Raw genomic sequence first — 23,691 nt, 5'->3', positions numbered from 1 at the left:
GGCGACGCAGGCATTGACGGAGCCCGGCATCAGTTTCTACGAGGCGCGCGGACCGCAAGGCATGCGCCTTTACGCGATCGGCGATGTGCACGGCCGGCTCGATTTGCTGACCGCCATGCACCGGCGGATCGAGGCGGAGCTCGGTCAAAGGCCGTCGGCCGATTGGCGCGTGATCCATCTCGGCGACTATGTCGATCGCGGCCCGGACTCCAGGGGCGTCATCGATTTCCTGATCGACGCGCAAAGACGCGATCCGCGTCACCTGATGCTCGCCGGAAATCATGATCTCGGCTTTCTCGATTTTCTCGATGTCCCCGATCCGGACGGGCTGTTCATGCGCTATGGCGGCATCCAGACGGCGCTATCCTATGGCGTGTCGCTCGGTGGGAGCAGCGCCTGGTTTGGCCGCGCCGATGCGGCACTGCGGCAAGGGCACGCCGCACTGGTCGAGGCGGTGCCGCAGAACCATGTCGAGTTCCTGCGCTCGCTGCCCTTCTCAGTGACGTTCGGCGACTTCTTCTTCTGCCATGCCGGCATCCGGCCCGGCGTTGCGCTGGAAAGCCAGAGCCGGCAGGACCTGATCTGGATCCGCGAGGTCTTCCACGGCCACACCGGCCTTCATCCGAAGATCGTGGTGCACGGTCATACGCCGGTGCCCAAGGCCGAAATCACCGGCAACCGCGTCAATGTCGACACCCTCGCCTGGCAGTCGGGAAACCTCACCGCGCTCGTGGTGGACGGCGCGGACAAGCATATCCTGACAGTGACGGGTGAGCGAGCGTAGGAAACGCGTGGGATTATGAGCAGAGAGGCTAGCGAAGCGCGGCGGTGACGCCGTAGCCGTCAACGGCATTGTGGTCGTTGGCCGCGTCGGCGGAATAAATGCCGAGGCCGCACAAGACGATAGCCGACAACATGACAAAGGACAAAAAGGCTGCTTTCACGGACGTCATCTCTTGTTGAGCTTCCTGCATCTATGCACGAGCGGGTTACCAATGCGTTGAAACGCAAAATACGTCGCAAATGTCGGACGGTTTCGCGCTTCTAGGCATGTTCTGTATCGGTGGTGTGTCGCGCGGGTCACAGGAAAAGTTCATCGCGGTTGCACGCAAGATGCAGAGCGCGCGCCTTTTAGGCTGGCGGACAGACACAGGCCAAGGATGAAACGCGTTATCCCCGGCGGATTTGCCGCCGCGTGCCAAATATGCAACGTCGCCAAATACGTTGACTATATGGGCCGTCAGATCGTCGCCACCCAGGCGCGGGCGATGGCCAGGCCGGCGGCATCGGCTTGCGGTCCGTTGCGGGCCATTTCGTCGTCGAGCCGGACGGCCCAATCCGGATGGCGTTCGGCGATCAGCGGTGCGAAGGACGTGCTCCAGTCGCGAACCATCGGCCGGTCGGCCTCGAAATGGAACTGAAAGCCATAGACGGCGCGGCCGATGCGGAACGCCTGGTTCTCGGCGACGGCGTTGCCGGCCAGCCGCACGGCAGTCTCGGGCAAGACAAAGGTGTCGTCGTGCCATTCGAAGATCGGGAATTTTTCAGGCAAGGCGGCGAGCACCGGATCGGCCTGCGCCGCCGCGGTGAGCGCGACCTCGTGCCAGCCGAACTCCGACGCGCCGCCGATCTGGTTCTCGCCGCCAAAGGCGCGCGCGACCAACTGGCTGCCGAGGCAGATACCAAGCACCGCGCGATCCCTCTCGGCAAAGTCGCGCGTCAGGTCGAGCAGGCCCGGAAAATAAGGACAGAGCTCGTCGTCCAGCGCATTCTGGGCGCCGCCGAGCACCACCATGGCGTCATGCCCGCCGCTATCTTGCGGCAGCGCGTCGCCGCGGTAGGGACGGCGCAGGTCGATAGCGGCACCCGCCTCGACAAGGGCCGCGCCGATCTGGCCAAGGCCCTCATTGTCGAAGTTCTGGACAACCAAGACCCGCATCGAAACCTGCTGACATGAAATTGATGCAACGAGCGATATCATGGCGCCAGCATTGCAGCCAACAGGGAACGCCTATGCCACTGCAAAACCGGGTCGACCCGTTCGGCGCCATCCATGCCGTGCCGGAGCGCGGCCTGTTCATGGGCAATCGCGGCATCATTCACGACCCCGAGACGAGAACGCTGTTGAAGAAGCGCTGGGCGCTGCAAGCCTGGATCATCTGCGTCTGCGAATTCGGCAACGTGCGGCGCGAGCCGATGGGGCGCAACCGGGCTGGCGGCAAGGCCGGCTGGACCGAGCTGTTTTTCCTCGACGAGGTGACGGCACTTGCCGCCGGCCACCGTCCCTGCTTCTTCTGCCGGCGCGAGCGGGCCAGGGATTTTGTCCGGCGTTTCGGCGACGCCTGCGGCATGGCCGAGCCACGTGCGCCGCAGCTCGACAAGCGCCTGCACAAGGAGCGCCTGGCATCGGGCGGGCGGGCGACGAGACTGGAACCGGAAGCGCTTGCGGACTTGCCGGACGGCACGATGATCTCGTCAGGAAACAGGGCGTACGCCCTGTTTGACGGCGCCGCGCTGCCCTGGAGTTTCGGCGGTTATGGCGAACCGGTGGGATTCGGCGATTTTACCGACGGTCCAATCGGCCTGCTCACGCCGGCGACAACTGTTTCCGTGCTGAAGCGTGGCTACAGACCTGTCTGGCACGCCAGCGCGGAGGCTTGACGCCGGCGATGGCCTCGCCCATTCCTCGGCGATGCGCGCCAATTACAAGATGCAGCGGCTGTTCGTGCCGGACGGGCTTGGACCGGACATCGAGTTCGACGTCGGCCCGCAGCAGAGCCATTATCTCTCGCACGTGCTGCGGCTCGGCGAAGGCGCCGAAATTCTGGTCTTCAACGGCCGCGACGGCGAATGGTCGGCTGCGATCGCGGCAAAATCGAAGAAGGCGTTGCGCCTGAAGTTGCTGGCATTGCAGCGGCCGCAGCCGCCGTTGCCCGATCTCGTCTACTGTTTCGCGCCGCTGAAGCAAGGGCGGCTCGACTACCTCGTGCAAAAGGCGGTGGAGATGGGCGCCGGCATCCTGCAGCCGGTCATCACCCAGCATACGCAAGTGGCAAAACCCGGCATCGAGCGCCTGCGCGCCAATGTCGTCGAGGCGGCCGAGCAATGCGGCATATTGGCGGTGCCAGAGCTGCGCGAAGCGGAAAAATTCGAGCGCCTGCTGGCGGGCTGGGACCCCGAGCGGCGGCTGATCTTCTGCGACGAGGATGCATCGACCAACAGTCCCCTGCCGGCACTGCAGGTGGTGCGGGAGAACAAGCTCGGTCTGCTGGTCGGACCGGAGGGCGGCTTTTCCGACGAGGAACGCAAGATGCTGAGAGCGCTGCCTTTCGTTACCGCGATTCCGCTCGGGCCGCGCATCCTGCGAGCGGATACGGCGGCGGTGGCGGCACTGGCGCTGATCCAGGCGACAATCGGCGATTGGTGATCAATTCCAATTACCCGCTGGCTCAGGATTTTTCGCTTGATCGGCTACTGACATTTCGTCCATCTAGCGCCGGCAGCGGCCGCGTGTCCTTTCGGGCGCGTAAAGGACGCTGTAGCATTTGATTGGGCACCTGATCCCTTCTGAAAATCGAAGCCGATTTTCAGGGTCATGTGCGGAGGGCTCCTATGGCGCGCGATACAACCGACTTCCGGCCGATAGAAAGCGTCGACGAACTCGTCGAGCATCTGGCCGAAGGCAACAAGCCGCGCGACAAATGGCGGATCGGCACCGAGCACGAGAAATTCCCGTTCTATGTCGACGGCAATGCGCCGGTGCCGTATGGCGGCGAGCGCGGCATCCGCGCCATCCTCGAAGGCATGCAGGACAAACTCGGCTGGGACCCGATCATGGATGCCGGCCGCATCATCGGCCTGGTCGAGCCGACCGGCCAGGGCGCGATCTCGCTGGAGCCCGGCGGCCAGTTCGAGCTGTCCGGCGCGCCGCTGGAGACGATCCACCAGACCTGCCGCGAAGGCAATGCGCATCTGGCGCAGGTGCGCGAGATCGCCGAACCGATGGGCATTCGTTTTCTCGGCCTTGGCGGCAGCCCGAAATGGTCACTGGCCGAGACGCCGAAGATGCCGAAATCGCGCTACGAGATCATGACCCGCTACATGCCCAAGGTCGGCACCAAGGGCCTCGACATGATGTACCGGACCTGCACTATCCAGGTGAATCTCGACTTCGAAAGCGAAGCCGACATGCGCCGCAAGATGCAGGTGTCGCTGAAGCTGCAGCCGCTGTCGACGGCGCTGTTTGCCAACTCGCCCTTCACCGAAAGCCGGCCGAACGGCTTACAGAGCTGGCGCGGCGAGATCTGGCGCGACACCGACAATCAGCGCTCCGGCCTGCTCGAATTCTGCTTCTCGCCCGATTTCGGCTTTGCCGATTATGTCGAATGGGCGCTCGACGTACCGATGTATTTCGTCATCCGCGACGGCCAGTATCACGACATGACGCACATCACCTTCCGCCAGTTCATGGCGGGTGCTGCCCGTAACGACCTGCCGGACGGGCTGCCGACGATGGGCGACTGGGCGAACCATCTGTCAACGCTGTTCCCCGACGTGCGGCTGAAGCGCTTTCTCGAAATGCGCGGCGCCGATGGCGGGCCGTGGCGGCGCATCTGCGCGCTGCCGGCCTTCTGGGTCGGGCTGCTCTACGATGCGGCTGCGCTCGACGCGGCCGAGGCGCTGACCTCGAGCTGGAGCTACGACGAAGTGCTGGCAATGCGCAACGCGGTGCCGGAACAGGGCATTTCGGCGCCGTTCCGCAACACGACATTGCGCGAGATCGCCCGCGACGTGCTCGTCATCTCGCGCATGGGACTGAAGAACCGCGGCCGCAAGAACCGCGACGGCTATGACGAGACCTCGTTCCTCAACACGCTGGACGAGGTCGTCGCGCGCGGCACCACCAGCGCCGAAGAAATGCTCTCGGCCTACCACACGCGCTGGGGCGGCTCGATCGAGCCGGTGTTCATGGAATACGCGTATTAACGCTTCGCTATCCGCTTGGCCGATGGTCCGGCAAATTCGCTTCAATCAGTGATGGAAACGAATTAGGCTTCTCCAACGAGGATTTTCCCGGAGGAGAAAACAATGCCTTCCTTGTTCGATATTCTGGCACAGGCCCAGAACGGCAACGGCATGCAGGCGCTGGCCCAGCAGTTCGGGCTTTCGCAGCAGCAGACGCAGGCCGCGGTCGCGGCGCTGCTGCCGGCCTTTTCGCAGGGGCTGAAGCGCAACACGGCGGACCCTTATGGGCTCGGCTCCTTCATGACGGCGATGGCAAGCGGCCAGCACGCCAAATATTTCGAGGATGCAAGCCGGGCCTTCTCGCCGCAGGGCCTCGATGAAGGCAACGGCATTCTCGGCCATTTGTTTGGCTCGAAGGACCTGTCGCGGGCCGTCGCCAGCCAGGCCGCGCAGGCGAGCGGCGTCAGCCAGCAGGTGTTGCAGCAGATGCTGCCGGCAATCGCCTCGATGATGATGGGCGGGCTATTCAAGCAGACCACCAACCAGCTAGGCGGGCAGATGCATGCGGCAGGCGGTGGCGGCAATCCGCTTGGCGAGCTCATCGAGCAGATGATGCGGCAGGCTGGCGGCGGCAGCCAGGCACCGACCCCTCAGCCTGCAGGCCCCACGGATAACCCGCTCGGCAAGGTGCTGCAGGATATGTTCGGCGGGCAGCAGCCGCAACAGACGCAGAGCCCTTACGGCGACAATCCGCTGGGCAAGGTGTTGCAGGACATGTTCGGCGGCGGGCAGCAGCCACAAAGCCAGCCGCAGCAGACACAGAACCCTTATGGTGACAATCCGCTCGGCAAGGTGCTGCAGGATATGTTCGGCGGCGGTGCACCACAGCCACAGCAGCCGCAGAACCAACCCCAGCAGACACAGAACCCTTATGGTGACAATCCGCTCGGCAAGGTGCTGCAGGACATGTTCGGCGGTGGCGCACAACAGTCTCAGCCGCGTCAGGCGCCGCAGCAACCCCAGGCGCCGCAGCCGCAGGCCAATCCGAGCGGCAGGCCGAGAAATCCGTTTGACGACCTGTTCGGCAAGATGTTCGAGACAGGCGCCCAGCAGCGCGACGACTACCAGAAAGGCATGGAGTCGATCTTCGACCAGTTCAAGCAGGGCATGGGCCGGCGCTAGACCAGACACCGGCAACCAATCATCAGTGCCGCCCAAAAAAGAAAGCCCGGTCCTGGGAGGACCGGGCAGCGCGCAGGCTGGCCGGGGGGATCCGGCAGGGAGTGGGGAGCCTGCGTAACTTAGTGGCGTCGTGCCTCAAAAAGGTTCAACGCGCCCGAACGGCGAAACCACGCGATCACGCCACCTTGCGGGCAATATCCTCGATCGTTTCGGCGCGCTCGATCGCGATGACGCGAAGCCTTTCGGTCGGATCGCGGCCAAATGGTACACCGACAGCGACGTGCAGGTCGGCGCGGGTCAGGCCGATGTCGGCGAGCTCGGCATCCGACATCTCGCCGAGGCGATAAAAGGCGCGGCGGTTTTTCCAGGCGCGGTAAATATTGGCAGCCGCATTGGCCACGCGCGTCGCAACGGCCGGACGCGAGGTGATGCGCGAGGTCTCGGTGGCGAAATCAAACGTAGCCATGTCGGTCTCCTTCACATTCGAACGGGCGAAAACCGGTCGATCGGGCGCTGGCGACAGCGGCCGTTCCGGCTTCGATTCATCTAAGATGATGCATGTCGTTGGCCCGAAACCGGTGCCCACTTTTGGGCGACATGCATTCGCTTCATGTGGACAATGCGAATTTGCCATGGCCCGATTGATTAATCCAACGAATGTTTCTAATCTTTAGCATCAGCATCAATGATGGATTAGGCCAATGAAAGCGCCGCTCGATCTCGATCAGTTGCAGACCTTCATCTCGATTGTCGACACCGGCAGCTTTACCCGCGCGGCGGAAGCGGTTCATCGGACCCAGTCTGCGGTGTCGATGCAGATGCGGCGGCTGGAGGAACGGATCGGCAAGCCGCTGTTCGAAAAAGACGGCCGCACCAACAGGCTGACCGAGGAAGGCGACAGACTGCTCTCCTACGCAAGGCGGCTGCTCTATCTCAACAAGGAAACACTGGCCGCCTTCGACGACCGCCGGCTCGAAGGCACCATCCGCATCGGCACGCCGGACGATTATGCCGATCGCTTCCTGCCAGAGATCATGGCGCGGTTTGCCCGTTCCAACCCGCATGTCGAACTGACCGTTATCTGCGAACCGACGCCGGGACTGGTCGAACACATCAAGCGCGGCAATCTCGACCTGGCGCTGGTGACGCACAACGACGCGCGCGGCCAGTCGGAAGTGGTGCGGCGCGAACCGCTGCTGTGGGTTACCTCGGCCAACCATGCGACGCATGAGCAGCCGATCCTGCCGATGGCCTTCGGCCGGCCGAACTGCATCTGGCGGCGGGCCGCCGCCGACGTGCTCGATCAGCAGAGCCGCGACTATCGCATCCTGTTCACCAGCTTCTCTGCCACCGTCATCGCCGCCGCGGTGCTTTCCGGCCTGGCGATCTCGGTGCTGCCGGAATGCGCCCTGCGGCCCGGCATGCGGGTGCTGGGCGAGGCCGATGGTTTCGGCGCCCTGCCCGATTGCCGCATCGGCATCATGCGCGGTCAGACCTCGCGGCCGGAGATCGTCGACGCGCTTGCGCGCCACATTTCGGAGAGCCTCGACAATATTTCCGTGCCACTCGGCGAGGAGACCGGCACGTTCGACTTCGCCGCCCTCGCCTTCGCCAAGATGAAGCGGACCAAGCCGAACCAGATCCTGCCGGGCTGGTGATCGCGCGATTGGGGCGGACATCGAACACGGCCGCCTTGACGGCGGCCAACAACCGTCCCCCAATCGGCCGATGAGCGACGCAGCATCCGAATCACGCACCAACGCCACCGAATATACGGTGAGCGAGATTTCCGGCGCGCTGAAGCGTACGGTCGAGGACGTCTTCGGCAATGTACGGGTGCGCGGCGAGATTTCCGGCTATCGCGGACCGCATTCCTCCGGCCATGCCTATTTCTGCCTGAAGGACGATCGCGCGCGGCTCGACGCCGTGGTGTGGAAGACCACGATGAGCCGGCTGAAATTCCGTCCGGAGGAAGGCATGGAGGTGATCGCCACCGGCCGGCTCACCACCTATCCCGGAAAGTCGAACTACCAGATCGTCATCGACAATCTCGAGCCCGCCGGTGCCGGTGCGCTGATGGCGCTGCTGGACGAGCGCAAGCGCCGGCTGCAGGCCGAAGGCCTGTTCGACGCGTCGCGCAAGCGGCGTCTGCCGTTCATGCCCTGCGTCATCGGCGTCGTCACCTCGCCGACAGGCGCCGTCATCCGCGACATCATCCACCGCATCAAGGATCGGTTTCCACTGCACGTGCTCGTCTGGCCGGTGCGGGTGCAGGGCGAGACGGCGGGTGCGGAAGTGACGGCTGCCGTCAACGGCTTCAACGCACTGCCATGGGACGGCGCCATCGCGCGGCCCGATCTGTTGATCGTGGCACGCGGCGGCGGCAGCCTGGAGGATCTGTGGGGCTTCAACGACGAAGTGCTCGCCCGGGCCGTCGCCGCTTCGGGTATTCCGGTGATTTCCGCGGTCGGCCACGAGACCGACTGGACATTGATCGATCTGGCTGCGGATGTGCGGGCGCCGACGCCGACAGGCGCCGCCGAGATCGCCGTGCCGGTCAAGGTCGACCTCGAAGCGACGCTTGCCGGCCTTGGCGCGCGGTTGAAGACCGCACTGTCGCGCAATTTCGAACGCAAGCGGCAGGCGGCACGCGCGGCCGCCCGGGCGCTGCCCTCGCCCGACCAGTTGCTGGCGCTGCCGCGGCGGCGCTTCGACGAGGCGACGAGCCGGCTCGGCCGGGCGCTGTCGGTCAGCGTCGAGCGCAAGCGAGCCAGGCTTCTGGGGCAGCGGCTGACGCCGGCGACTTTGTCGCGGCGCATGAACGAAGCCCGCACGCTGACCCGTCGCGACCTCGCCCGTGCGCAAGCGGCGTTCTTCGCTATCGTGCGCGAGCGTCGAGCGCGGTTTTCACGCACGGCGACCAGACTGTCACCGGCGCCGATCGCAAGACGGCAGAAACTGCAAGGCGATGCCCTGCTGGCACTGACGCGGCGGCAGGACCAGGCGATTTCGCGGCGGCTGGACCGCCTGCGTGGAAAACTGACGCAGGCCGACCGGCTGCTGGCGACGCTCTCGCACAAGGCCGTGCTGGCGCGAGGCTTCGCGCTGGTCAAGGATGTGGACGGCGCCGTGGTCAAGCACGCGGCAGAAGTTGTGTCGGGGATGGCGCTTTCGCTGGAGTTCGCCGACGGCACCGCCGATGCAGTCGCCATCAGTGGCACGGCGCGGCCGAAGACGGTTGCCAAGCCCGCGGCCAAGCTCAAGGCGCCGGGCGGCCAAGGTTCGCTTTTCTGAGGGTGACCAAGACTTCTTTGAGGGTGAAATGACCGACCCGCACCTTGCGACGCCCTCGGGCAAACTGCGCGCCCGCGCCTTCGCGATCCCATTCGATGGAACGCCGGGCCGCTTCAACGCCATCACCGATGTGCCTGGCGTGACGGTGGGCTATACGACACTGATCTCAGGGGATGGGCCGCTCCTCGTCGGCAAGGGTCCGGTACGCACCGGCGTGACCGCGATCCTGCCACGGCCCAGAGGCGAGTTGGCCGTCCCGGCGTTCGCCGGGATGTTCAGCGCCAATGGCAATGGCGAACTGACCGGCTCGCATCTGATAGAGGAACTTGGAGCGTTCAATCTTCCCATCACCATCACCAACACGCATTCCTGCGGCGTCAGCCGCGACGCAACGTTGCGCTGGATGCAGGCGGTGCTGCCGCAATCGCTCGACAGCGCCTGGGCGCTGCCGGTGGCGGGCGAGACTTACGACGGCTTCCTGAACGATATCAACGGCCACCATGTGAGCTTCGAGCACGTGTTTTCCGCGCTCGAAACGGCTGAAAGCGGGCCGATCGAAGAGGGCAGCGTCGGCGGCGGCGCAGGCATGATCACCTTCGGCTTCAAGGCAGGGTCCGGCACATCCTCGCGCAGCGTCGACTGGAATGGAGAGCGTTTCACGATCGGCTGCTTCGTCCAGTCGAATTTCGGTGCACGGCGGAACCTCGTGATCCGTGGCATCAGAGCCGGAGCGGAACTCGCCGAACCGGCGACCCGGGACAACACGCCGCGAGCGGAAAAGAGCTCGATCATCGCGATCGTCGCCACCGACGCGCCATTCATGCCGCACCAGTTGAAACGGCTGGCGAAACGCCTGCCGCTCGGCGTCGCGCTGACCGGCGGCTATGGATACAATTCATCCGGCGATATTTTTCTGGCCTTCAGCACGGCCAATGCCGATGCGGCGCGCGGCGCGGCCGGCAAGCTGGTCAGCGCCGGCTATATACCGGATGCCGACATCAACCCGCTCTTCGACGCCGTCGTTCAGAGCGTGGAAGAGGCAATCCTCAATGCTCTGGTCGCCAATGAAGACATGACCGGGCGCGACGACAATTTCGTGCCAGCGTTGCCGGAAGCATGGCTCGAGGAGAGATTTGGCAAAGCTGCGCGGCGATAAGACCGCGCAACTGCATCAGACAGGCAATGTTCGCCCGGCAGGTTTTGCCGGGGGCGGTCCGTCAGCCGGCAGGCTTGTTGGAATTCCGCTCGTCCTGGTCGGCCTCGGCCGCCTCTTCGAGCCTCGAAGCAATGAGCTCCTGAATGTCGCCGACCTCTTCCTGGATATCCTCCAGGGGTATGCCGGCTTCGGCGGCCTTGGCCGCACATTCCCTGGCGAGGGTCTCGGCCTGCTTCTCGATCCTGGCTGGCGAGGGCTGGCAGTGGACTTTTTCGCCAATCCACCCGCGCAAGAACTCGATTGCGTGTTCACTCATACTGCTGTTTCCCTAGCGGCTATGCCGGTTGGTAATCATAAACGTCGGCATCTTCGAAAAGATGCGTGCTGCCATTCGAGCCGAGTCGGCTTCGCCCGGCAAGCCGAACTTGTCCGAGGTCCACAGAGCCGAAGGGAATGGAGGGTTCAAGGAGCACGTTCTAGTTCTTGAGGACTGATTCTCTCGAGGAAACTCGTTCGACCCGCGCTATTGTTTCTATTTGCTTTTTGTCGGTTTTCAAGCCGTTTTAGATCACAATAGATGTCGCAATGACTAGCACATTTACCGCACTCTCGCCGGCACCATGTAAGAGGCGAGCCGTCAAAGCCGCCGCTATATAGTGATAACCATTTGCAATGTCGACTCTGCTTGCGGTCCTGCTTCTTTCCGCCGCGCTTGCTGGGAGATATGTGGTGTGACGGGCCTTGCCGTGCAAGCTGCCGAGCGCCTCATGCAAGGCATGCAATAGCGTCTTGTGGAAACCCTGAAGTGCTTGTCTCAGGGTGGCTCTCTACCGCTGGCGGTAAAGGATCATGCCGGCATGATAGAGGACGCCTTCGACGAACTCACCATCCGCGGTGAAGCCCGTATCGTCCCAGTATTCTATGTGGTTGCCGTGCACTTCATAGCGTCCCCGGTAGGCGCTTTCGCGGTCACCGCGCGCTTCGTCATAACGGCCGTTCGGCAGGAGTTCGTGCCTGATATGGCGATCCTCGGTGACCCACATTCCGACATAGGGATGATCTTGGTGCGTCATTGGTTCCTCCGCAAGGATTGGAGTTGCAGGAAGGGTCAGGCCGGTTGGAGCTACAGCAACGGCAATACCCGTAAGCACTACGGCCAAAGTGGATCGCATCAATGCGCCGCCTTCGTCGGACGCACGACTATCTCGTTGACGTCGACATCGTCGGGCTGTTCGATTGCATAGCGCACTGCCCTGGCGATGGCATCGGGTTGCAGGGCAATAGCACGCCAGGTTTTCATGGCGGCGGCAGCGGCTTCGTCGGAGATCGTGTTCGCCAGCTCGCTTTCCACCACGCCAGGATGAATGCAGGTTACGCGGATATCGTCACTCTCCTGGCGGAGCGCATCGGAAATCGCGCGGACAGCGTATTTCGTTGCGCAATAGACGGCAGCCGTGGGCGAGACGGCCAGTGCGCCAATGGAACCGATATTGATGATGTGACCGGAGCCGCGTGCCGTCATCTCGGGCAGAACCGCCGCGACGCCGTACAGAACACCCTTGATGTTGACGTCCACCATCAGCTCCCACTCGTCGACCTTCATGGCTGCCATGGCCGACAGCGGCATGACGCCCGCATTGTTGACGATGACATCGACCTGGCCCCATTCGGCCCGGGCTGCGTCGGCGAATGCTGCGACATCCGCCCTCCTGGTGACGTCGAGCGCTCGCACGCGAACCGTTCCACCAGATGCCTCGATTTCGGCCGCAAGCGCTTCAAGGCGGTCGGTGCGGCGTGCGCCGAGCATCAGCTTCGCACCTGCCGCGCCAAGCTCGCGGGCAATGCCAGCGCCGATGCCGCTGGAGGCACCGGTGATCAGAACAACTCTGTTCATGGTCATCGAGATGGTCCTTTTGGTCTGTGATTATTTTCACGATGTGAAGGGATTGGGTGCGGGTGAGCTCCCGCGGCGCGCCGGCCCTATTGGGGGGCTCACTGGGCGGTGTAGCCGCCATCGACCAGAAGCAAGGCCCCGGTGATGAAACTGGATGCCGGCGAGGCAAGAAAGGCGATGGCCTCGGCAACTTCTTGCGGCTGGCCGATCCGGCCGATTGGATGCGCGCCGCCGAAGCTGCGCAGCATCTCCCGGCCATTCTCCACCACGCCTTCCATGATGTCGGTTTCGATCACGCCAGGGGCAACGGCGTTGCAGCGAATGCCCATGCGCCCGTATTCGATCGCGATCACCTTGGTCAGCTGTGCGACAGCCGCCTTGGACGAGGCATAGGCCGCCTGCGTCTCGAAGGCCGCAACCGCCGAGATCGACGAGACATTGACGATCGCGCCGCCACCGCCGGCGGCCATCAGTTCCACAGCGGCACGGGCAGTGACGAAGCTGCCGCGCGCGTTGATCTGCAGAATGCGGTCATAGTCGTCGACCGAGGTCTCAGTCAGTCGTTTGTTGAGCGTGCGACCGGCATTGTTCACGACGATATCCAGTCGTCCGAAGCGCTTCGCGGCGAGTTCGACCGAGCGTCTGGCCAGGTCCTCGTCGGCGACATCGCCGACCAGCGTTGCCACATCCTCGGCTTCCAACTCGCGTACGCTGTCGCTGAGATCGCTTGCCACGATCCGGGCGCCCCGCGCCCGCAGCAGTTCCGCCGTGCAGCGGCCGATGCCGCGTGCCGCGCCGGTCACGAGGGCGACTTTTCCATCCAGGTCCCAGGAGGAAGGGAGTGATGTCATGGGATATCTCCTTGTCGGTCGGCTTCGGCTTGGATCGGGAGGATCAAGCCTTCTTGCCGTTGCGACAGAGATAGAGCCGTGGCATTGTCGCGATAACCCGCCCGCCGTTAACCTCGATGGTAAGTTTGACTAACCAATGGATATCGATCTCAATGCAATTGCCGTCTTCGTCGCGGTGGCCGAGGAACGCAATTTTCGTGCTGCGGCAGGCCGGCTGGGCGTGACGCGCTCGGCGGTCAGCCAGAGCATCCTCAGGCTTGAACAGCGCCTTGGCATCGCATTGCTGCAGCGCACGACACGCAGCGTCAACCTGACCGAAGCGGGCGAGCGCCTGCTGGCGAGCGTCGCACCGGCGATCGCCGACGTGAACGCGGCAATCGAAGCCACCACGGAGTTGCTGGACCGCCCGCGCGGCCGCCTGCGGATCGCAGTTTCGTCTATCGCAGAGGCCTTTCTGTCAGGACCGTTGCTGGCGTCCTTCGCAGAAAGGTTTCCCGAGGTGCATCTGGATATTGTGGTCACCGACGAGGAATTCGACATCGTTGCCGAAGGCTATGATGCGGGAGTGAGGCTCGGCGAAGTGATCGAGCAGGACATGATTGCCGTGCCGGTATCGGGCGATCAGCGACAGATGGCCGTCTGCGCCCCGCGCTATCTCGAAAAGTTCGGAGCACCCGTCCATCCGCGTGAGCTTGTGGCTCATCGCTGTATCGGCTGGCGGCCGGCGCCGGGAGTTTCGCCCTATCGCTGGGAGTTCGGCGAGGACGGGCGCGAGTTCGACGTGGCAGTCGCGCCCGAGATCACGACCAACGACATGTGGCTGATGATCCGGCTGGCCGTTGCGGGCGCCGGGATCACGTTCGGCATGGCCGATACATTCCGCCCCTGGCTCGACCGCGGCGAGCTCGTGCCAATCCTCGACGGCTATTTTCCGCCGTTTGCGGGTTTCTATCTCTATTTCCCAAGCCGACGGAATATCGCGCCGAAGCTGAGAGCCCTCGTGGATCACCTGCGCGGCGCGCGCCAGGCGCGGGATCGCAGGTAACCGCAACCGGATCGTAGAGATCGCTTGCGCTATTGGTCAGAAGCCTGGCTGAAAGCTGAATGGTACCGTTGGCTGGGATCGAACCAGCGACCTCCGGATCCACAATCCGGCGCTCTAACCATCTGAGCTACAACGGCACGTTTGCCTGAGCGGGATCGAGATGAAACGTTCGGGACCCGCTCTGTCGTTCGGCGATGCGTCCATACGGGCTATCGGAGTTTAATTCAAGGCTTTTGGCAAGGCAAAAGCTCGCTCCGGCATCGAGTCATTTTCCGCCAGACAAAAGAAAAGGCCGGCGGGAGGAGGTGCCGGCCTTTTCCTGTTACGAGCCAGCGGGAGGAGGTGCTGGCTGGTCACCCCGGTGAGCAGAGGGAGGAGGTTCCACCCGCCGGGTATTCACTTAAACCACTATATCGCACATCTATTTGTCTGACGAAATGCGACCTTTTGATGCATCGTCAAACTGTGCGCAAATATTAGGCGATCTTGATTTCTTTCACGGCCTTCTCGAAGGCGGTCTTGATCGGCTTGGATACGTCCTCGGCCGCCTTGGCAGCAACCGCCTGGAAGTCCTTAGCCTGCTCGACGGTCATTTCGACGCGCTTGCGCAGGAAAGCGGTCTGCAACTCGACGACTTCCGACAGCGACTTGGCGCCGATCAGCGCTTCGAAATGCGAGAAGCCGGCTTCGGCATTGGCGCGCAGGGCGGCGATGGTCTTGAGCGACAGGTCGCTGGAAACGGACTTGGCGGTCTCATAGGTCGACTCCAGAGCCTTCTGGGTCTCCTCGGCGCCGGTCTTCAGCTTGGCGTAGGCCTCTTTCGACTGCTCAACGCCCTTTTCGGCGAAGGCACGTATCTGGTCGGTGGCCTTCGAAGCGTCGAAGCTCGGGAATTCAACGTTTTCGATCGTTTCAGCGGTCTTGGTCCTGGACATTTTCCATCCTTTTCAGCGGCAGCGGCTTTGACAAAATGCCGTCTCGTTCATCTATCATGGCAATATAAAGGCAAATTTTGTGCATTGCAACATGTTTGTTGCATCGCACCATAAAATATTTGGTTCGCGGCGTTAACCACGCGCCTAGAGATTCCGCTGGTTGCACGCTATGACTTGTGGACCTTCGCGCCGTCGGCTTTTATTAACAAAGCGTTAACCGCAAATTGCCCGCTCTGTGAGGGTCGCCAAGCGCATGCCGGCTGAAAACTACTCCTTCCTTGACGTCGCCGTGCTCGACGCCGTCCGCCTGCGCTTCGCCGCAGGCGACGCGATCGCCATTCTGTCGGCAGATCTCGAGCAGGTGATCTGGGCCAACGGGCCTGGCGCGGCGGTATTCGGCTATCCGGACATCGGCGCTATCATCGGCGCCTCGGCAGGGTTGCCGCTGATCGCCCGGCGCCAGATCATGGCAACCAGCGGTTTTCCGCAGATCGGCCGCGACCGTGCCATCATGGTCCGGCTGGCGACCGGCCTGACCAGCCGCGCGGTCGGCTTCCTGGCCAGCGCAGTGACCATGCCCGATGGCGAGGAAGCCATCATGCTGGCCTTGCCGGCGGCGCAGACCGGCTCGCGCAGCGCGGCCGAGATCGCCGACCGCGCCATCGGTGGCTTTACGGAAGACGGCCACTACATCGCCTTTGTCGATGCCAAGGGCAATATCGACGCCGCATCGGACGGCTTTTCGGCGCTCGGCATCCGGCCTGAGACGCTGGCCGCGCTTGTCGCCGACGTGGCGAACGAGAGCGACCGCATCGTCAAGCGCCTGGTTCCGGGTGGGTCCAGCTCCTATCCCGCGGGCCTTGCCCGGCTGACGGAAGAGCGGCACCTGCTGGTGGTGATCGACGAGGACCGGCTTGACGGCGAGGCTCCCGATGGCGAACGCGCCGGCGGGGAAACCGAGGCGGCAGCGGCACCGAGCGGTGGCGATATTCCCCAGCCAACGGACCAGGACAACGAGCAGCCGATCGCCAGCAGCGGCGCGGCGGAGATCGACCTTGCAGCGATGGAAGGCACCTCAGCATCGGCGGAGCACGAACCTGCCGACGCGGCCGACGATCACCGCACGGTTGGCGAAACGCCGACGCAGCATGACCATTGGTACTTCAATGCCGGCGACGACACGCAGGTCCCGCCCGGGGCAGCTGCGTCCGGCGAAGTCGAGACCCCAGCCAGCGCGGATACTTCGCCGGAAAGCGCCGCAAAAGCCACCAAAGCCGCCTCCCCGGCCGAACACCGCGCTTCGGCGATCGATCGCACCGCCGCGCCCATGCGTTTCGTCTGGCGTACCGACGCGGAGGGCCATTTCAGCGCCCTGTCGCCGGAATTTGCCGAGCTCGTCGGCAAGCCTGCCGCCGACGTGATCGGCCGCCGCTTCGAGGATGTTTCGGCCGCCTATGGCCTCGATGCTTCTGGCGAGATTGCCGGCCTGCTCGAACGGCGCGACACCTGGTCCGGCCGCTCCGTGCTGTGGCCGGTCGCCGGCACCGATCTGAAGATACCCGTCGATCTGGCGGCGCTCCCGGTTTACAGCCGCAGCCGCGTTTTCGAAGGTTTTCGCGGTTTCGGCGTGGCCAGGAGCGGCGATGCGGTGGTCGATCCGGATGCCGTCGGCATGGCCCTTGTCGCCGAGGAGAAACCTGCCGCGACCATCGGGCCGAAAGCCGTCGAACCTCTCCCCGAGACACCTAAACCCGCCGATCCGTTCAGGGGCGAAGTGCCGGCATTGACCATCGTGCCAAAACCCGAGCGGCGCTTTGCCGACAAGGTGATCCGGCTGGCCGAGCACCGGCAGCCGGCCAACGACAAGGGCCTGTCGACGCTGGAACGCAGCGCGTTTCGCGAGATTGGCGAGCGTCTCAAGAAGGACAGCACCCCGGCCGAAGAGCAGCCCAGCGCCGGAAAGCAGAAGCCGGTTGAGAAAGTCGAGGCAGCCGGCAAGGCCGACGAGCCAAAGCTGAAAGAAGCCGGCCCGACGGACAAGGGTGAGATGCCGGAACCAGGTCCGGAAAGCGAGGCGGCTGCCGCCGAACCGCCCGAGGCCGATGCCGAGGACCAGAAGGACCTCGCCCGACTTGACGGCGAGCAGCCGGATGAGGTGGAAGCAGAGGCGCAAGCCGGCGAACCCGTCACACGCCCTGTTTCCGGATCGCTGCTCGACTATGCCGACCGCGAACCCAGAGATGAGGCGCAGGAAGGCGTTGAGCCCAGCACGAACCGTCGAACGATCGTCGCCGAAGCGCCGCGGGATGGCGACGACGACAGCATGACGGCCGAAGACTTCCGTGACGCCGAGGACAGCGAGGATTGGTCCGAGGACAGCGCAGCCGCAGCCGACGCTGCCGGCCATGTGCCGCCCGTCGAGCGGCCGCAGGCACCACCGCTCAAACTCGACGGCTTCGTGCCGTCGGCGTTTGCCGGAGAGGACAACACGGGGCCGGATACCTCGATCCTCGGCAAGCTGCCAGTGCCGGTGCTTATCCATTCCGGCGACCAGCTGCATTACGCGAACGACGAATTCCTCGGATTGACCGGCTATGCGACGCTCAATGCCCTGGACGAGGCTGGCGGGCTCGGCGCGCTGTTTGCCGACCCTTATGCCGACGACGGCAGTTCGGATGGCGGCGACCGCGCTCTGCGGCTGAAAACGCGCGAAGGTCAGGAGTTTCCGATCGATGCGATTTTACGCTCCGTGCCCTGGGGAAACGGCAAGGCGCTGATGCTGGTCGTACGTCGTTCCGGCGACGACGAGGCAGCAGCCATTCCACATGGCGCCGCCGAAGACCAAACGCAGCCGGATGTTTCCGAGCTCAAGGCACGTATTGCCGAAATGCGCACTATCATCGACACCGCCACCGACGGCGTCGTGCTGATCGGCCGCAACGGAACGATCCGTTCAATTAGCCGTCCGGCGGAAGCGCTGTTCGGCTTCGACAGCGACGAGGTGACCGGCAAACCGTTCGTCTCGCTGTTTGCGATCGAAAGCCAGCGCGCGGCGCGTGACTATCTCGAGGGGTTGTCGGAGCCCGGCGTTGCAAGCGTGATGAACGATGGCCGCGAGGTGATCGGGCGCGAGGCGCAGGGGCGTTTCATTCCGCTGTTCATGACTATCGGCAGGCTGCCCAACGACAGCGGCTTCTGTGCGGTGGTGCGCGATATCACCCAGTGGAAGCGGGCCGAAGAGGACTTGACCCAGGCGCGCGCAGTCGCCGAACGCGCTTCGTCGCAGAAGACCGATTTTCTGGCCCGCATTAGCCACGAGATCCGCACGCCGCTCAACGCCATAATCGGCTTTTCCGAGCTGATGGTCGACGAGAAATTCGGGCCGGTGGCCAATGACCGTTATCGCGACTATCTGCGCGACATCAACCGTTCGGGCAACCACGTTCTCGACCTGGTCAACGACCTGCTCGACATTTCGAAAATCGAGGCCGGCCAGCAGGAGATGGCCTATGAGGCGGTGTCGCTTAACGACACACTGGCCGAAACCGTGGCGATGATGCAGCCGCAAGCGAACCGGGAACGCGTCATCATCCGCTCCAGCTTCGCCTCGCGGCTGCCGGAAGTGGTGGCCGATCTGCGCAGCGTGCGGCAGATCGCGCTCAACATCCTGTCGAACGCCGTCCGCTACACGCAGGCTGGCGGCCAGGTGATCGTGTCGACGGCTTACGAGATCTCCGGCGATGTCGTCATGCGCGTGCGCGATACCGGCATCGGCATGAGCCAGTCCGAGATCGAGCAGGCGCTGAAGCCGTTCAAGCAGATCAATGCGCTGAAGCGCGGCCGTGGCGACGGCACGGGTCTTGGGCTGCCGCTGACCAAGGCGATGGTCGAAGCGAACCGGGCTCGGTTCACCATCAACTCGACGCCCGGCGAGGGAACCTTGGTCGAAGTCGCCTTTCCCTCGACCCGCGTGCTCGCCGGTTAGCTATGGTTGCGCAAAGAAAAAAGGCGTCCAACAGGACGCCTTGAATGATAGGATTGCTGTCACAACGGGGCTTGAGCGAATCAGATCCTCTCGGGGCTAAGAGGAACGGGATTTCTCCCTCAAGTTACGCACGACTATTGATGCCGGGCCTTAACAAATCCTTACCGGCACGCCGGAAAATTTACCAATGTGTACCACTCATGAAATCTAGGTAAATTCCGAAGAGATAATTTGTTAACGATACCGGAGACCTCAAAACAGCTCCTACCTTGGATCCCGGGGTCAGTCGGCAAGCTGCGGCAGGTTGCGGAACAGCTCGAGCGCTTCGGGATTGGCGAGCGCTTCCTTGTTCTTGATGGCGCGGCCGTGCACCATGTCGCGTACCGCGAGCTCGGTGATCTTGCCCGATTTGGTTCGCGGAATATCGCTGACGGCGACGATCTTGGCCGGCACGTGGCGCGGGCTCGCCCCGGTGCGGATTTTCGCGCGGATGCGTTTTTCCAGCTCGGCATCGAGCTCAACGCCGGCCGCCAGCCGCACGAACAGCACGACACGCACGTCATTGTCGAAATCCTGGCCGATGCACAGCGCTTCGAGGATTTCCGGCATCTGCTCGACCTGATTGTAGATCTCCGCCGTGCCGATCCTGACACCGCCCGGATTGAGCGTGGCGTCGGAACGGCCATGGATGATCAGGCCGCCATGGACGGTCCATTCGGCGAAATCGCCGTGGCACCAGAAATCGTCGAAACGTTCGAAATAGGCGGCTTTGTATTTCCTGCCGTCAGGGTCGTTCCAGAAGCCGATCGGCATTGCCGGAAAGGCCTTGGTGCAGACGAGCTCGCCCTTCTCCTGGCGGAGCGGGCGGCCGTCATCGGCCCAGACATCGACGGCAAGGCCGAGCCCGGGCCCTTGGATCTCGCCGGTCCATACCGGTTCGATCGGCACGCCGAGCACGAAGCAGGAGACGATATCGGTGCCGCCGGAAATCGAAGCCAGATGCACGTCCTTCTTGATGCCTTCATAGACGAAGCGGAAATCTTCCGGCGATAGCGGCGAGCCGGTCGATGAGATGGTGCGCACGCTGGAAAGATCATGCGTGCGGATCGGCTTCAGGCCGGCCTTGCGCACGGAATCGATGAATTTGGCCGAGGTGCCGAAATAGGTCATCTTTTCGGCATCGGCGAAGTCGAACAGCGCATTGCCGTCCGGGTAGAACGGCGAGCCGTCGTAGAGCAGCAAGGTGGCGCCCGATGCCAGGCCCGACACCAGCCAGTTCCACATCATCCAGCCGCAGGTGGTGAAGTAGAAGAAGCGGTCGCCGTCGAGCAGGCCGGCATGCAGCCGTTCTTCCTTGACGTGCTGGATCAGCGTTCCGCCGGCCGAATGGACAATGCATTTGGGAATGCCGGTCGTGCCCGATGAAAACAGGATGTACAGCGGATGCGAAAACGGCAGCCTTTCGTAGGCGACAGGCCTTGCGGCAAAGGGTGACAGCGCCTCTTCCAGCGCAGCCGCCTTACCGATGGTCGCGGCGACGTCGAGCGAGGTGCCGAGATAGTCGACAATGAGGACTTTGCGGACGGTGGCGAGCTTGCCCGCCACGGCCGCGATCTTGTCGGCGACTTCGATTGCCTTGCCATTGTACCAGTAGCCGTCCGGCGCGATGAACACGACAGGCTCGATCTGGCCGAACCGGTCGAGAACCCCCTGCTCGCCGAAATCTGGGGAGCAGGACGACCAGACCGCGCCGATCGAGGCGGCCGCCAGCATCGCAGCAACGGTCTCCGGCATGTTGGGCATCATCGCGGCGATGCGGTCGCCCTTCTTCACCTTGAGTGACAGGAAAAGCTGCTGCAGGCGCGAGGTCAGCGCATGCAGCTCGTTCCAGGACAGCCGCCGCTCGACCTTGTCCTCGCCGCGAAAGACGATTGCGTCGCCAAGCCCGGTTTTCTTGAGGAGATTCTCGGCGAAGTTCAGCTTTGCCTCAGGAAAGAAGGTCGCGCCGGGCATCTTGTTGCCATCGACCAGCACGCGTTCGCCCTTGTCGCCGACGATGCCACAAAAGTCCCAGACCAGGCTCCAGAAGGTCTCGCGATCATCGATCGACCAGCGATGCAGGTCGGCATAGGAGGAGAAAAACTTGCCGGCCATGTTCGCCGCGGCGTTCATGAAGGCGGTCATCGGCGCCGCGTCGATCTGCTCTTGCGTCGGGATCCAGAGCGGTGCGTCGTCAGCCATCTTTGTTCCTCCTCAAAGCACGTCACGTTTGAAGAGATTCACGCGACGCGCTTTAAACTTTTGTCTTTATACATGTCGTTTATCCCAAAACCGCTGGGCACTTTTGGGCGACATGCATTGGCATCGCTTATGCATATCGCGATGCAGCAGAGCAAGATTTTGTTGGACCGCGCCGGTCAGGGTGTGCGCAAATGCCATCGCCGGGCCATAAAGACTTGAAATGCGTCAGCCGTCGGTTACACCCGTCGGGCGATTTTGTCGGAATGGAAGCATACGGGGCGATATGCCATCACCTTTGATCCGACGCGGAATATGGGCGATCGGCGCAGCCGTCATCGTCATCGCGCTGGTTGTCGCAGCCTTGCCGTTGATCGCCTCGACCCGCATCGTACGCGACCGTATCGCGTGGGAAATGAGCGCGTGGAGCGGTTTCCGGGTCACCATCGACGGCGCGCCGCGTATCGAGGTCTGGCCGAATTTCCGGGCGATCCTGAGCGACGTGACGCTGTCGCAATGGACAGAGACGGATGCGCCGCCCGTGGTCGAGGCCGAACGGGTCGAGGTCGACCTCTCAGCGATGGCGGCGCTGCGTGGCGATGTGGTGTTTTCGACGGCGCGGCTGGTACGACCGACGATCCGGGTTCAGCGTACCGCGAGCGGGTTTTTCCTGCCTGCGATTCCCAGCGGCGGGCGCATTACGCGTTCGATCGATGCTGCCCGCGCGGTGATCAACACAAATCCCGCCAAGCCGGATCTCGGCAAGCTGCCGACAGATCCGTTCGGCACAGTCGAGTTCAGGGACGGCCGCGTAGTGGCTGCCATCGGCGGCAAGGACCAGGAGATATTGAGCAGCCTGAGCGGCCAGGCGAACTGGGCCGCGATGAACAGCAATGCGACGCTGTCGGCGACCGGGATATGGCGCGGCGAAAGTGTTGCCATCGACGCCGCATCGCCGAACCCGCTCGTGCTGTTTGGTGGCGGCACAGCACCGGCCACATTTTCCTTCAAGGCGGCACCGGCCAGTTTTTCGTTCGACGGCCGCGCCAGCATGTCGGAGAACGGCTATTTCGACGGCCAGGCAAAATTCGCCGCACCTTCGCTCCGACGCGTGCTCGAATGGTCGCAGGCCGGCATCGCGCCCGGTGCCGCAATCGGCTCGATCTCGGTTTCAAGCAAGATCACGGCGACGGCCGGGCGCGTCAAATTTGAAAACACGGCCCTGACCCTCGACAACAACCCGGGAATGGGTGCGCTGGACTTCACCTATGGTGAGGCACTGCCGGTGATCTCCGGCACACTTGCCTTCGATACGCTCGACCTCAGATCATTTCTCTCCGCCTTTACGCCGGTACCATCCGCCGGCGGCACCGGCCCGGGCGAAATCGACACAAGCTTCGCCGACCGGATCAATCTCGATCTCAGGCTGTCGGCGGCGCATGCCACCGCCGGCGCCATCCAGCTTGCCGACGTCGCTGCCACTGCCCAGGTCAAGAACGGCCTTGCCGTCTTCGATATCTCGGATGCATCCGCCTTTGGCGGCAACGTCCAGAGCAGCGTCCGTTTCGACCGCAAGCCCGCCGGCACGGAAGTCGAGATCCGGCTGCTTGCTTCCGATATCGACGGCGGCGCTTTCGGCACCGCGGCCGGGATGACACGGCTGGTGCCGATCGGCACTGGAACCGTTTCGGTCATCCTCAAAGGGCCTGGCAGAACCTGGGACTCGATTTTCGAAAACGCCAATGGCTCGCTGTCCGCGACGTTCGGCGCGGGTGCGCTGAGCCGGCTTAACCTGCCGGCGTTCCTCAAGCACACCGAACAGGGCGGATTCTTCGCGCTGGACGACGTCTCGGACGGAACGCTGCCGATCGACGGGGCCGAGCTCAAGGCGAGCATTTCGAACGGCGTGGCGCGCATCGACAAGGCCGAGGTGAATTCCGCGCAATACAAGATCTGGCTTTCCGGCATCGCATCCTATGCCGGACGCGGGCTGGCGCTGTCCGGCGGCATCGTCCAGCCGAGCCAGGCTGCCACGCAGACGAACGGCCAGGGACCCAATCAGTCGTCCTTCTTCGTCGGCGGAACGTGGAGCACGCCGTTCATCTCGCCGATAAGCCGCGGCGTTTCGGGAGAGTAAGCAGCAGCA

General features: G+C 63.4%; 20 protein-coding genes and 1 tRNA gene. 11 read left to right on the top strand and 10 right to left on the bottom strand.

Annotated features, from left to right (window positions below):
• Positions 1–13 precede the first annotated feature (13 nt).
• The gene (locus NKH28_RS29410; RefSeq protein WP_352541813.1) at positions 14–784 is read left to right on the top strand and encodes a metallophosphoesterase; all 771 of its coding nucleotides are present in this window, start codon (positions 14–16) and stop codon (positions 782–784) included.
• 28 nt (positions 785–812) lie between these two features.
• On the opposite strand, the gene NKH28_RS29405 is transcribed toward NKH28_RS29410, so the two are convergent.
• A complete protein-coding gene (locus tag NKH28_RS29405) occupies positions 813–953 on the bottom strand; it encodes a hypothetical protein (protein ID WP_292664785.1) in 141 nt (46 codons plus the stop codon).
• Positions 954–1,240: 287 nt separating this feature from the next.
• Positions 1,241–1,939, bottom strand: coding sequence for a type 1 glutamine amidotransferase (locus NKH28_RS29400; protein WP_352472693.1), 699 nt, complete (start codon positions 1,937–1,939; stop codon positions 1,241–1,243).
• Positions 1,940–2,013: 74 nt separating this feature from the next.
• Here NKH28_RS29400 and NKH28_RS29395 point away from each other — a divergent pair, with 74 nt between their 5' ends.
• From NKH28_RS29395 to NKH28_RS29380, 4 genes are all read left to right on the top strand, one after another.
• Positions 2,014–2,661 (top strand): hypothetical protein, encoded by a 648-nt coding sequence (locus tag NKH28_RS29395; protein ID WP_352541777.1) that lies wholly within the window; start codon positions 2,014–2,016, stop codon positions 2,659–2,661.
• 31 nt (positions 2,662–2,692) lie between these two features.
• Positions 2,693–3,427: a 16S rRNA (uracil(1498)-N(3))-methyltransferase gene (locus tag NKH28_RS29390; protein WP_352541812.1), complete on the top strand. Its 735-nt coding sequence runs from the start codon at positions 2,693–2,695 to the stop codon at positions 3,425–3,427.
• Positions 3,428–3,612: 185 nt separating this feature from the next.
• A complete protein-coding gene (locus NKH28_RS29385) occupies positions 3,613–4,986 on the top strand; it encodes a glutamate--cysteine ligase (protein ID WP_352541776.1) in 1,374 nt (457 codons plus the stop codon).
• Between the two features lie 102 nt (positions 4,987–5,088).
• The gene (locus tag NKH28_RS29380) at positions 5,089–6,147 is read left to right on the top strand and encodes a DUF937 domain-containing protein (RefSeq protein ID WP_352541775.1); all 1,059 of its coding nucleotides are present in this window, start codon (positions 5,089–5,091) and stop codon (positions 6,145–6,147) included.
• A gap of 175 nt (positions 6,148–6,322) precedes the next feature.
• Here the strand turns inward: NKH28_RS29380 and NKH28_RS29375 are convergent, their stop codons facing one another.
• Positions 6,323–6,613 carry a DUF1127 domain-containing protein gene (locus NKH28_RS29375; protein ID WP_352541774.1) on the bottom strand — a complete coding sequence of 97 codons (291 nt, stop codon included), beginning with the start codon at positions 6,611–6,613 and terminating at the stop codon, positions 6,323–6,325.
• Between the two features lie 235 nt (positions 6,614–6,848).
• Here NKH28_RS29375 and NKH28_RS29370 point away from each other — a divergent pair, with 235 nt between their 5' ends.
• The 3 genes from NKH28_RS29370 (at position 6,849) to NKH28_RS29360 (ending at position 10,597) form a co-directional block, all read left to right on the top strand.
• Entirely contained in the window at positions 6,849–7,805 is a 957-nt protein-coding gene (locus NKH28_RS29370; protein ID WP_023680469.1) for a LysR substrate-binding domain-containing protein, read from the top strand.
• A 70-nt stretch (positions 7,806–7,875) separates the two neighbouring features.
• Positions 7,876–9,441: an exodeoxyribonuclease VII large subunit gene (gene xseA / locus NKH28_RS29365; protein WP_352981017.1), complete on the top strand. Its 1,566-nt coding sequence runs from the start codon at positions 7,876–7,878 to the stop codon at positions 9,439–9,441.
• 28 nt (positions 9,442–9,469) lie between these two features.
• Positions 9,470–10,597, top strand: a complete 1,128-nt coding sequence (locus NKH28_RS29360; RefSeq protein WP_352981016.1) for a DmpA family aminopeptidase — start codon at positions 9,470–9,472, stop codon at positions 10,595–10,597.
• Positions 10,598–10,658: 61 nt separating this feature from the next.
• Here the strand turns inward: NKH28_RS29360 and NKH28_RS29355 are convergent, their stop codons facing one another.
• The 4 genes from NKH28_RS29355 to NKH28_RS29340 all read right to left on the bottom strand — a co-directional run bounded on the left by NKH28_RS29355 (position 10,659) and on the right by NKH28_RS29340 (position 13,342).
• On the bottom strand, positions 10,659–10,913 hold the full coding sequence (locus tag NKH28_RS29355) for a DUF768 domain-containing protein (RefSeq protein WP_023677464.1): 255 nt from the start codon (positions 10,911–10,913) through the stop codon (positions 10,659–10,661).
• Between the two features lie 511 nt (positions 10,914–11,424).
• Positions 11,425–11,769, bottom strand: a complete 345-nt coding sequence (locus NKH28_RS29350) for an Atu4866 domain-containing protein (protein WP_352981015.1) — start codon at positions 11,767–11,769, stop codon at positions 11,425–11,427.
• Positions 11,769–12,497: an SDR family oxidoreductase gene (locus NKH28_RS29345; RefSeq protein ID WP_352981014.1), complete on the bottom strand. Its 729-nt coding sequence runs from the start codon at positions 12,495–12,497 to the stop codon at positions 11,769–11,771. The genes NKH28_RS29350 and NKH28_RS29345 overlap by 1 nt, the downstream gene beginning before the upstream one ends.
• A gap of 92 nt (positions 12,498–12,589) precedes the next feature.
• Entirely contained in the window at positions 12,590–13,342 is a 753-nt protein-coding gene (locus NKH28_RS29340; protein WP_352981013.1) for an SDR family NAD(P)-dependent oxidoreductase, read from the bottom strand.
• 136 nt (positions 13,343–13,478) lie between these two features.
• Between NKH28_RS29340 and NKH28_RS29335 the strand changes: the two genes are divergently transcribed.
• The gene (locus tag NKH28_RS29335; RefSeq protein ID WP_352680823.1) at positions 13,479–14,387 is read left to right on the top strand and encodes a LysR family transcriptional regulator; all 909 of its coding nucleotides are present in this window, start codon (positions 13,479–13,481) and stop codon (positions 14,385–14,387) included.
• Positions 14,388–14,447: 60 nt separating this feature from the next.
• Here the strand turns inward: NKH28_RS29335 and NKH28_RS29330 are convergent.
• Positions 14,448–14,524, bottom strand: a tRNA-His gene (locus tag NKH28_RS29330).
• Positions 14,525–14,863: 339 nt separating this feature from the next.
• Complete coding sequence (locus NKH28_RS29325; protein ID WP_254819298.1) at positions 14,864–15,322, bottom strand: phasin; 459 nt, start codon at positions 15,320–15,322, stop codon at positions 14,864–14,866.
• A gap of 253 nt (positions 15,323–15,575) precedes the next feature.
• Here NKH28_RS29325 and NKH28_RS29320 point away from each other — a divergent pair, with 253 nt between their 5' ends.
• Positions 15,576–19,307: a PAS domain S-box protein gene (locus NKH28_RS29320; RefSeq protein WP_352981012.1), complete on the top strand. Its 3,732-nt coding sequence runs from the start codon at positions 15,576–15,578 to the stop codon at positions 19,305–19,307.
• Positions 19,308–19,589: 282 nt separating this feature from the next.
• Here NKH28_RS29320 and NKH28_RS29315 read toward each other — a convergent pair whose 3' ends face one another.
• On the bottom strand, positions 19,590–21,548 hold the full coding sequence (locus NKH28_RS29315) for an acetoacetate--CoA ligase (protein ID WP_352981011.1): 1,959 nt from the start codon (positions 21,546–21,548) through the stop codon (positions 19,590–19,592).
• Positions 21,549–21,831: 283 nt separating this feature from the next.
• Here NKH28_RS29315 and NKH28_RS29310 point away from each other — a divergent pair, with 283 nt between their 5' ends.
• Complete coding sequence (locus NKH28_RS29310; RefSeq protein WP_352472706.1) at positions 21,832–23,682, top strand: AsmA family protein; 1,851 nt, start codon at positions 21,832–21,834, stop codon at positions 23,680–23,682.
• Positions 23,683–23,691: the final 9 nt, after the last annotated feature.

It is taken from the genome of Mesorhizobium sp. M1227, from assembly GCF_040318315.1.
Classification (GTDB): domain Bacteria; phylum Pseudomonadota; class Alphaproteobacteria; order Rhizobiales; family Rhizobiaceae; genus Mesorhizobium.
This window is presented reverse-complemented; position numbering and strand designations above follow the sequence as displayed.

Excerpts from the sequence above, each read along its gene's own strand:
- NKH28_RS29405 (WP_292664785.1), bottom strand. The coding sequence starts at position 953 with ATGACGTCCGTGAAAGCAGCCTTTTTGTCCTTTGTCATGTTGTCGGCT.
- NKH28_RS29400 (WP_352472693.1), bottom strand. The coding sequence starts at position 1,939 with ATGCGGGTCTTGGTTGTCCAGAACTTCGACAATGAGGGCCTTGGCCAG.
- NKH28_RS29395 (WP_352541777.1), top strand. The coding sequence starts at position 2,014 with ATGCCACTGCAAAACCGGGTCGACCCGTTCGGCGCCATCCATGCCGTG.
- NKH28_RS29390 (WP_352541812.1), top strand. The coding sequence starts at position 2,693 with ATGCGCGCCAATTACAAGATGCAGCGGCTGTTCGTGCCGGACGGGCTT.
- NKH28_RS29385 (WP_352541776.1), top strand. The coding sequence starts at position 3,613 with ATGGCGCGCGATACAACCGACTTCCGGCCGATAGAAAGCGTCGACGAA.
- NKH28_RS29380 (WP_352541775.1), top strand. The coding sequence starts at position 5,089 with ATGCCTTCCTTGTTCGATATTCTGGCACAGGCCCAGAACGGCAACGGC.
- NKH28_RS29375 (WP_352541774.1), bottom strand. The coding sequence starts at position 6,613 with ATGGCTACGTTTGATTTCGCCACCGAGACCTCGCGCATCACCTCGCGT.
- NKH28_RS29370 (WP_023680469.1), top strand. The coding sequence starts at position 6,849 with ATGAAAGCGCCGCTCGATCTCGATCAGTTGCAGACCTTCATCTCGATT.
- xseA (WP_352981017.1), top strand. The coding sequence starts at position 7,876 with ATGAGCGACGCAGCATCCGAATCACGCACCAACGCCACCGAATATACG.
- NKH28_RS29360 (WP_352981016.1), top strand. The coding sequence starts at position 9,470 with ATGACCGACCCGCACCTTGCGACGCCCTCGGGCAAACTGCGCGCCCGC.
- NKH28_RS29355 (WP_023677464.1), bottom strand. The coding sequence starts at position 10,913 with ATGAGTGAACACGCAATCGAGTTCTTGCGCGGGTGGATTGGCGAAAAA.
- NKH28_RS29350 (WP_352981015.1), bottom strand. The coding sequence starts at position 11,769 with ATGCGATCCACTTTGGCCGTAGTGCTTACGGGTATTGCCGTTGCTGTA.
- NKH28_RS29345 (WP_352981014.1), bottom strand. The coding sequence starts at position 12,497 with ATGACCATGAACAGAGTTGTTCTGATCACCGGTGCCTCCAGCGGCATC.
- NKH28_RS29340 (WP_352981013.1), bottom strand. The coding sequence starts at position 13,342 with ATGACATCACTCCCTTCCTCCTGGGACCTGGATGGAAAAGTCGCCCTC.
- NKH28_RS29335 (WP_352680823.1), top strand. The coding sequence starts at position 13,479 with ATGGATATCGATCTCAATGCAATTGCCGTCTTCGTCGCGGTGGCCGAG.
- NKH28_RS29325 (WP_254819298.1), bottom strand. The coding sequence starts at position 15,322 with ATGTCCAGGACCAAGACCGCTGAAACGATCGAAAACGTTGAATTCCCG.
- NKH28_RS29320 (WP_352981012.1), top strand. The coding sequence starts at position 15,576 with ATGCCGGCTGAAAACTACTCCTTCCTTGACGTCGCCGTGCTCGACGCC.
- NKH28_RS29315 (WP_352981011.1), bottom strand. The coding sequence starts at position 21,548 with ATGGCTGACGACGCACCGCTCTGGATCCCGACGCAAGAGCAGATCGAC.
- NKH28_RS29310 (WP_352472706.1), top strand. The coding sequence starts at position 21,832 with ATGCCATCACCTTTGATCCGACGCGGAATATGGGCGATCGGCGCAGCC.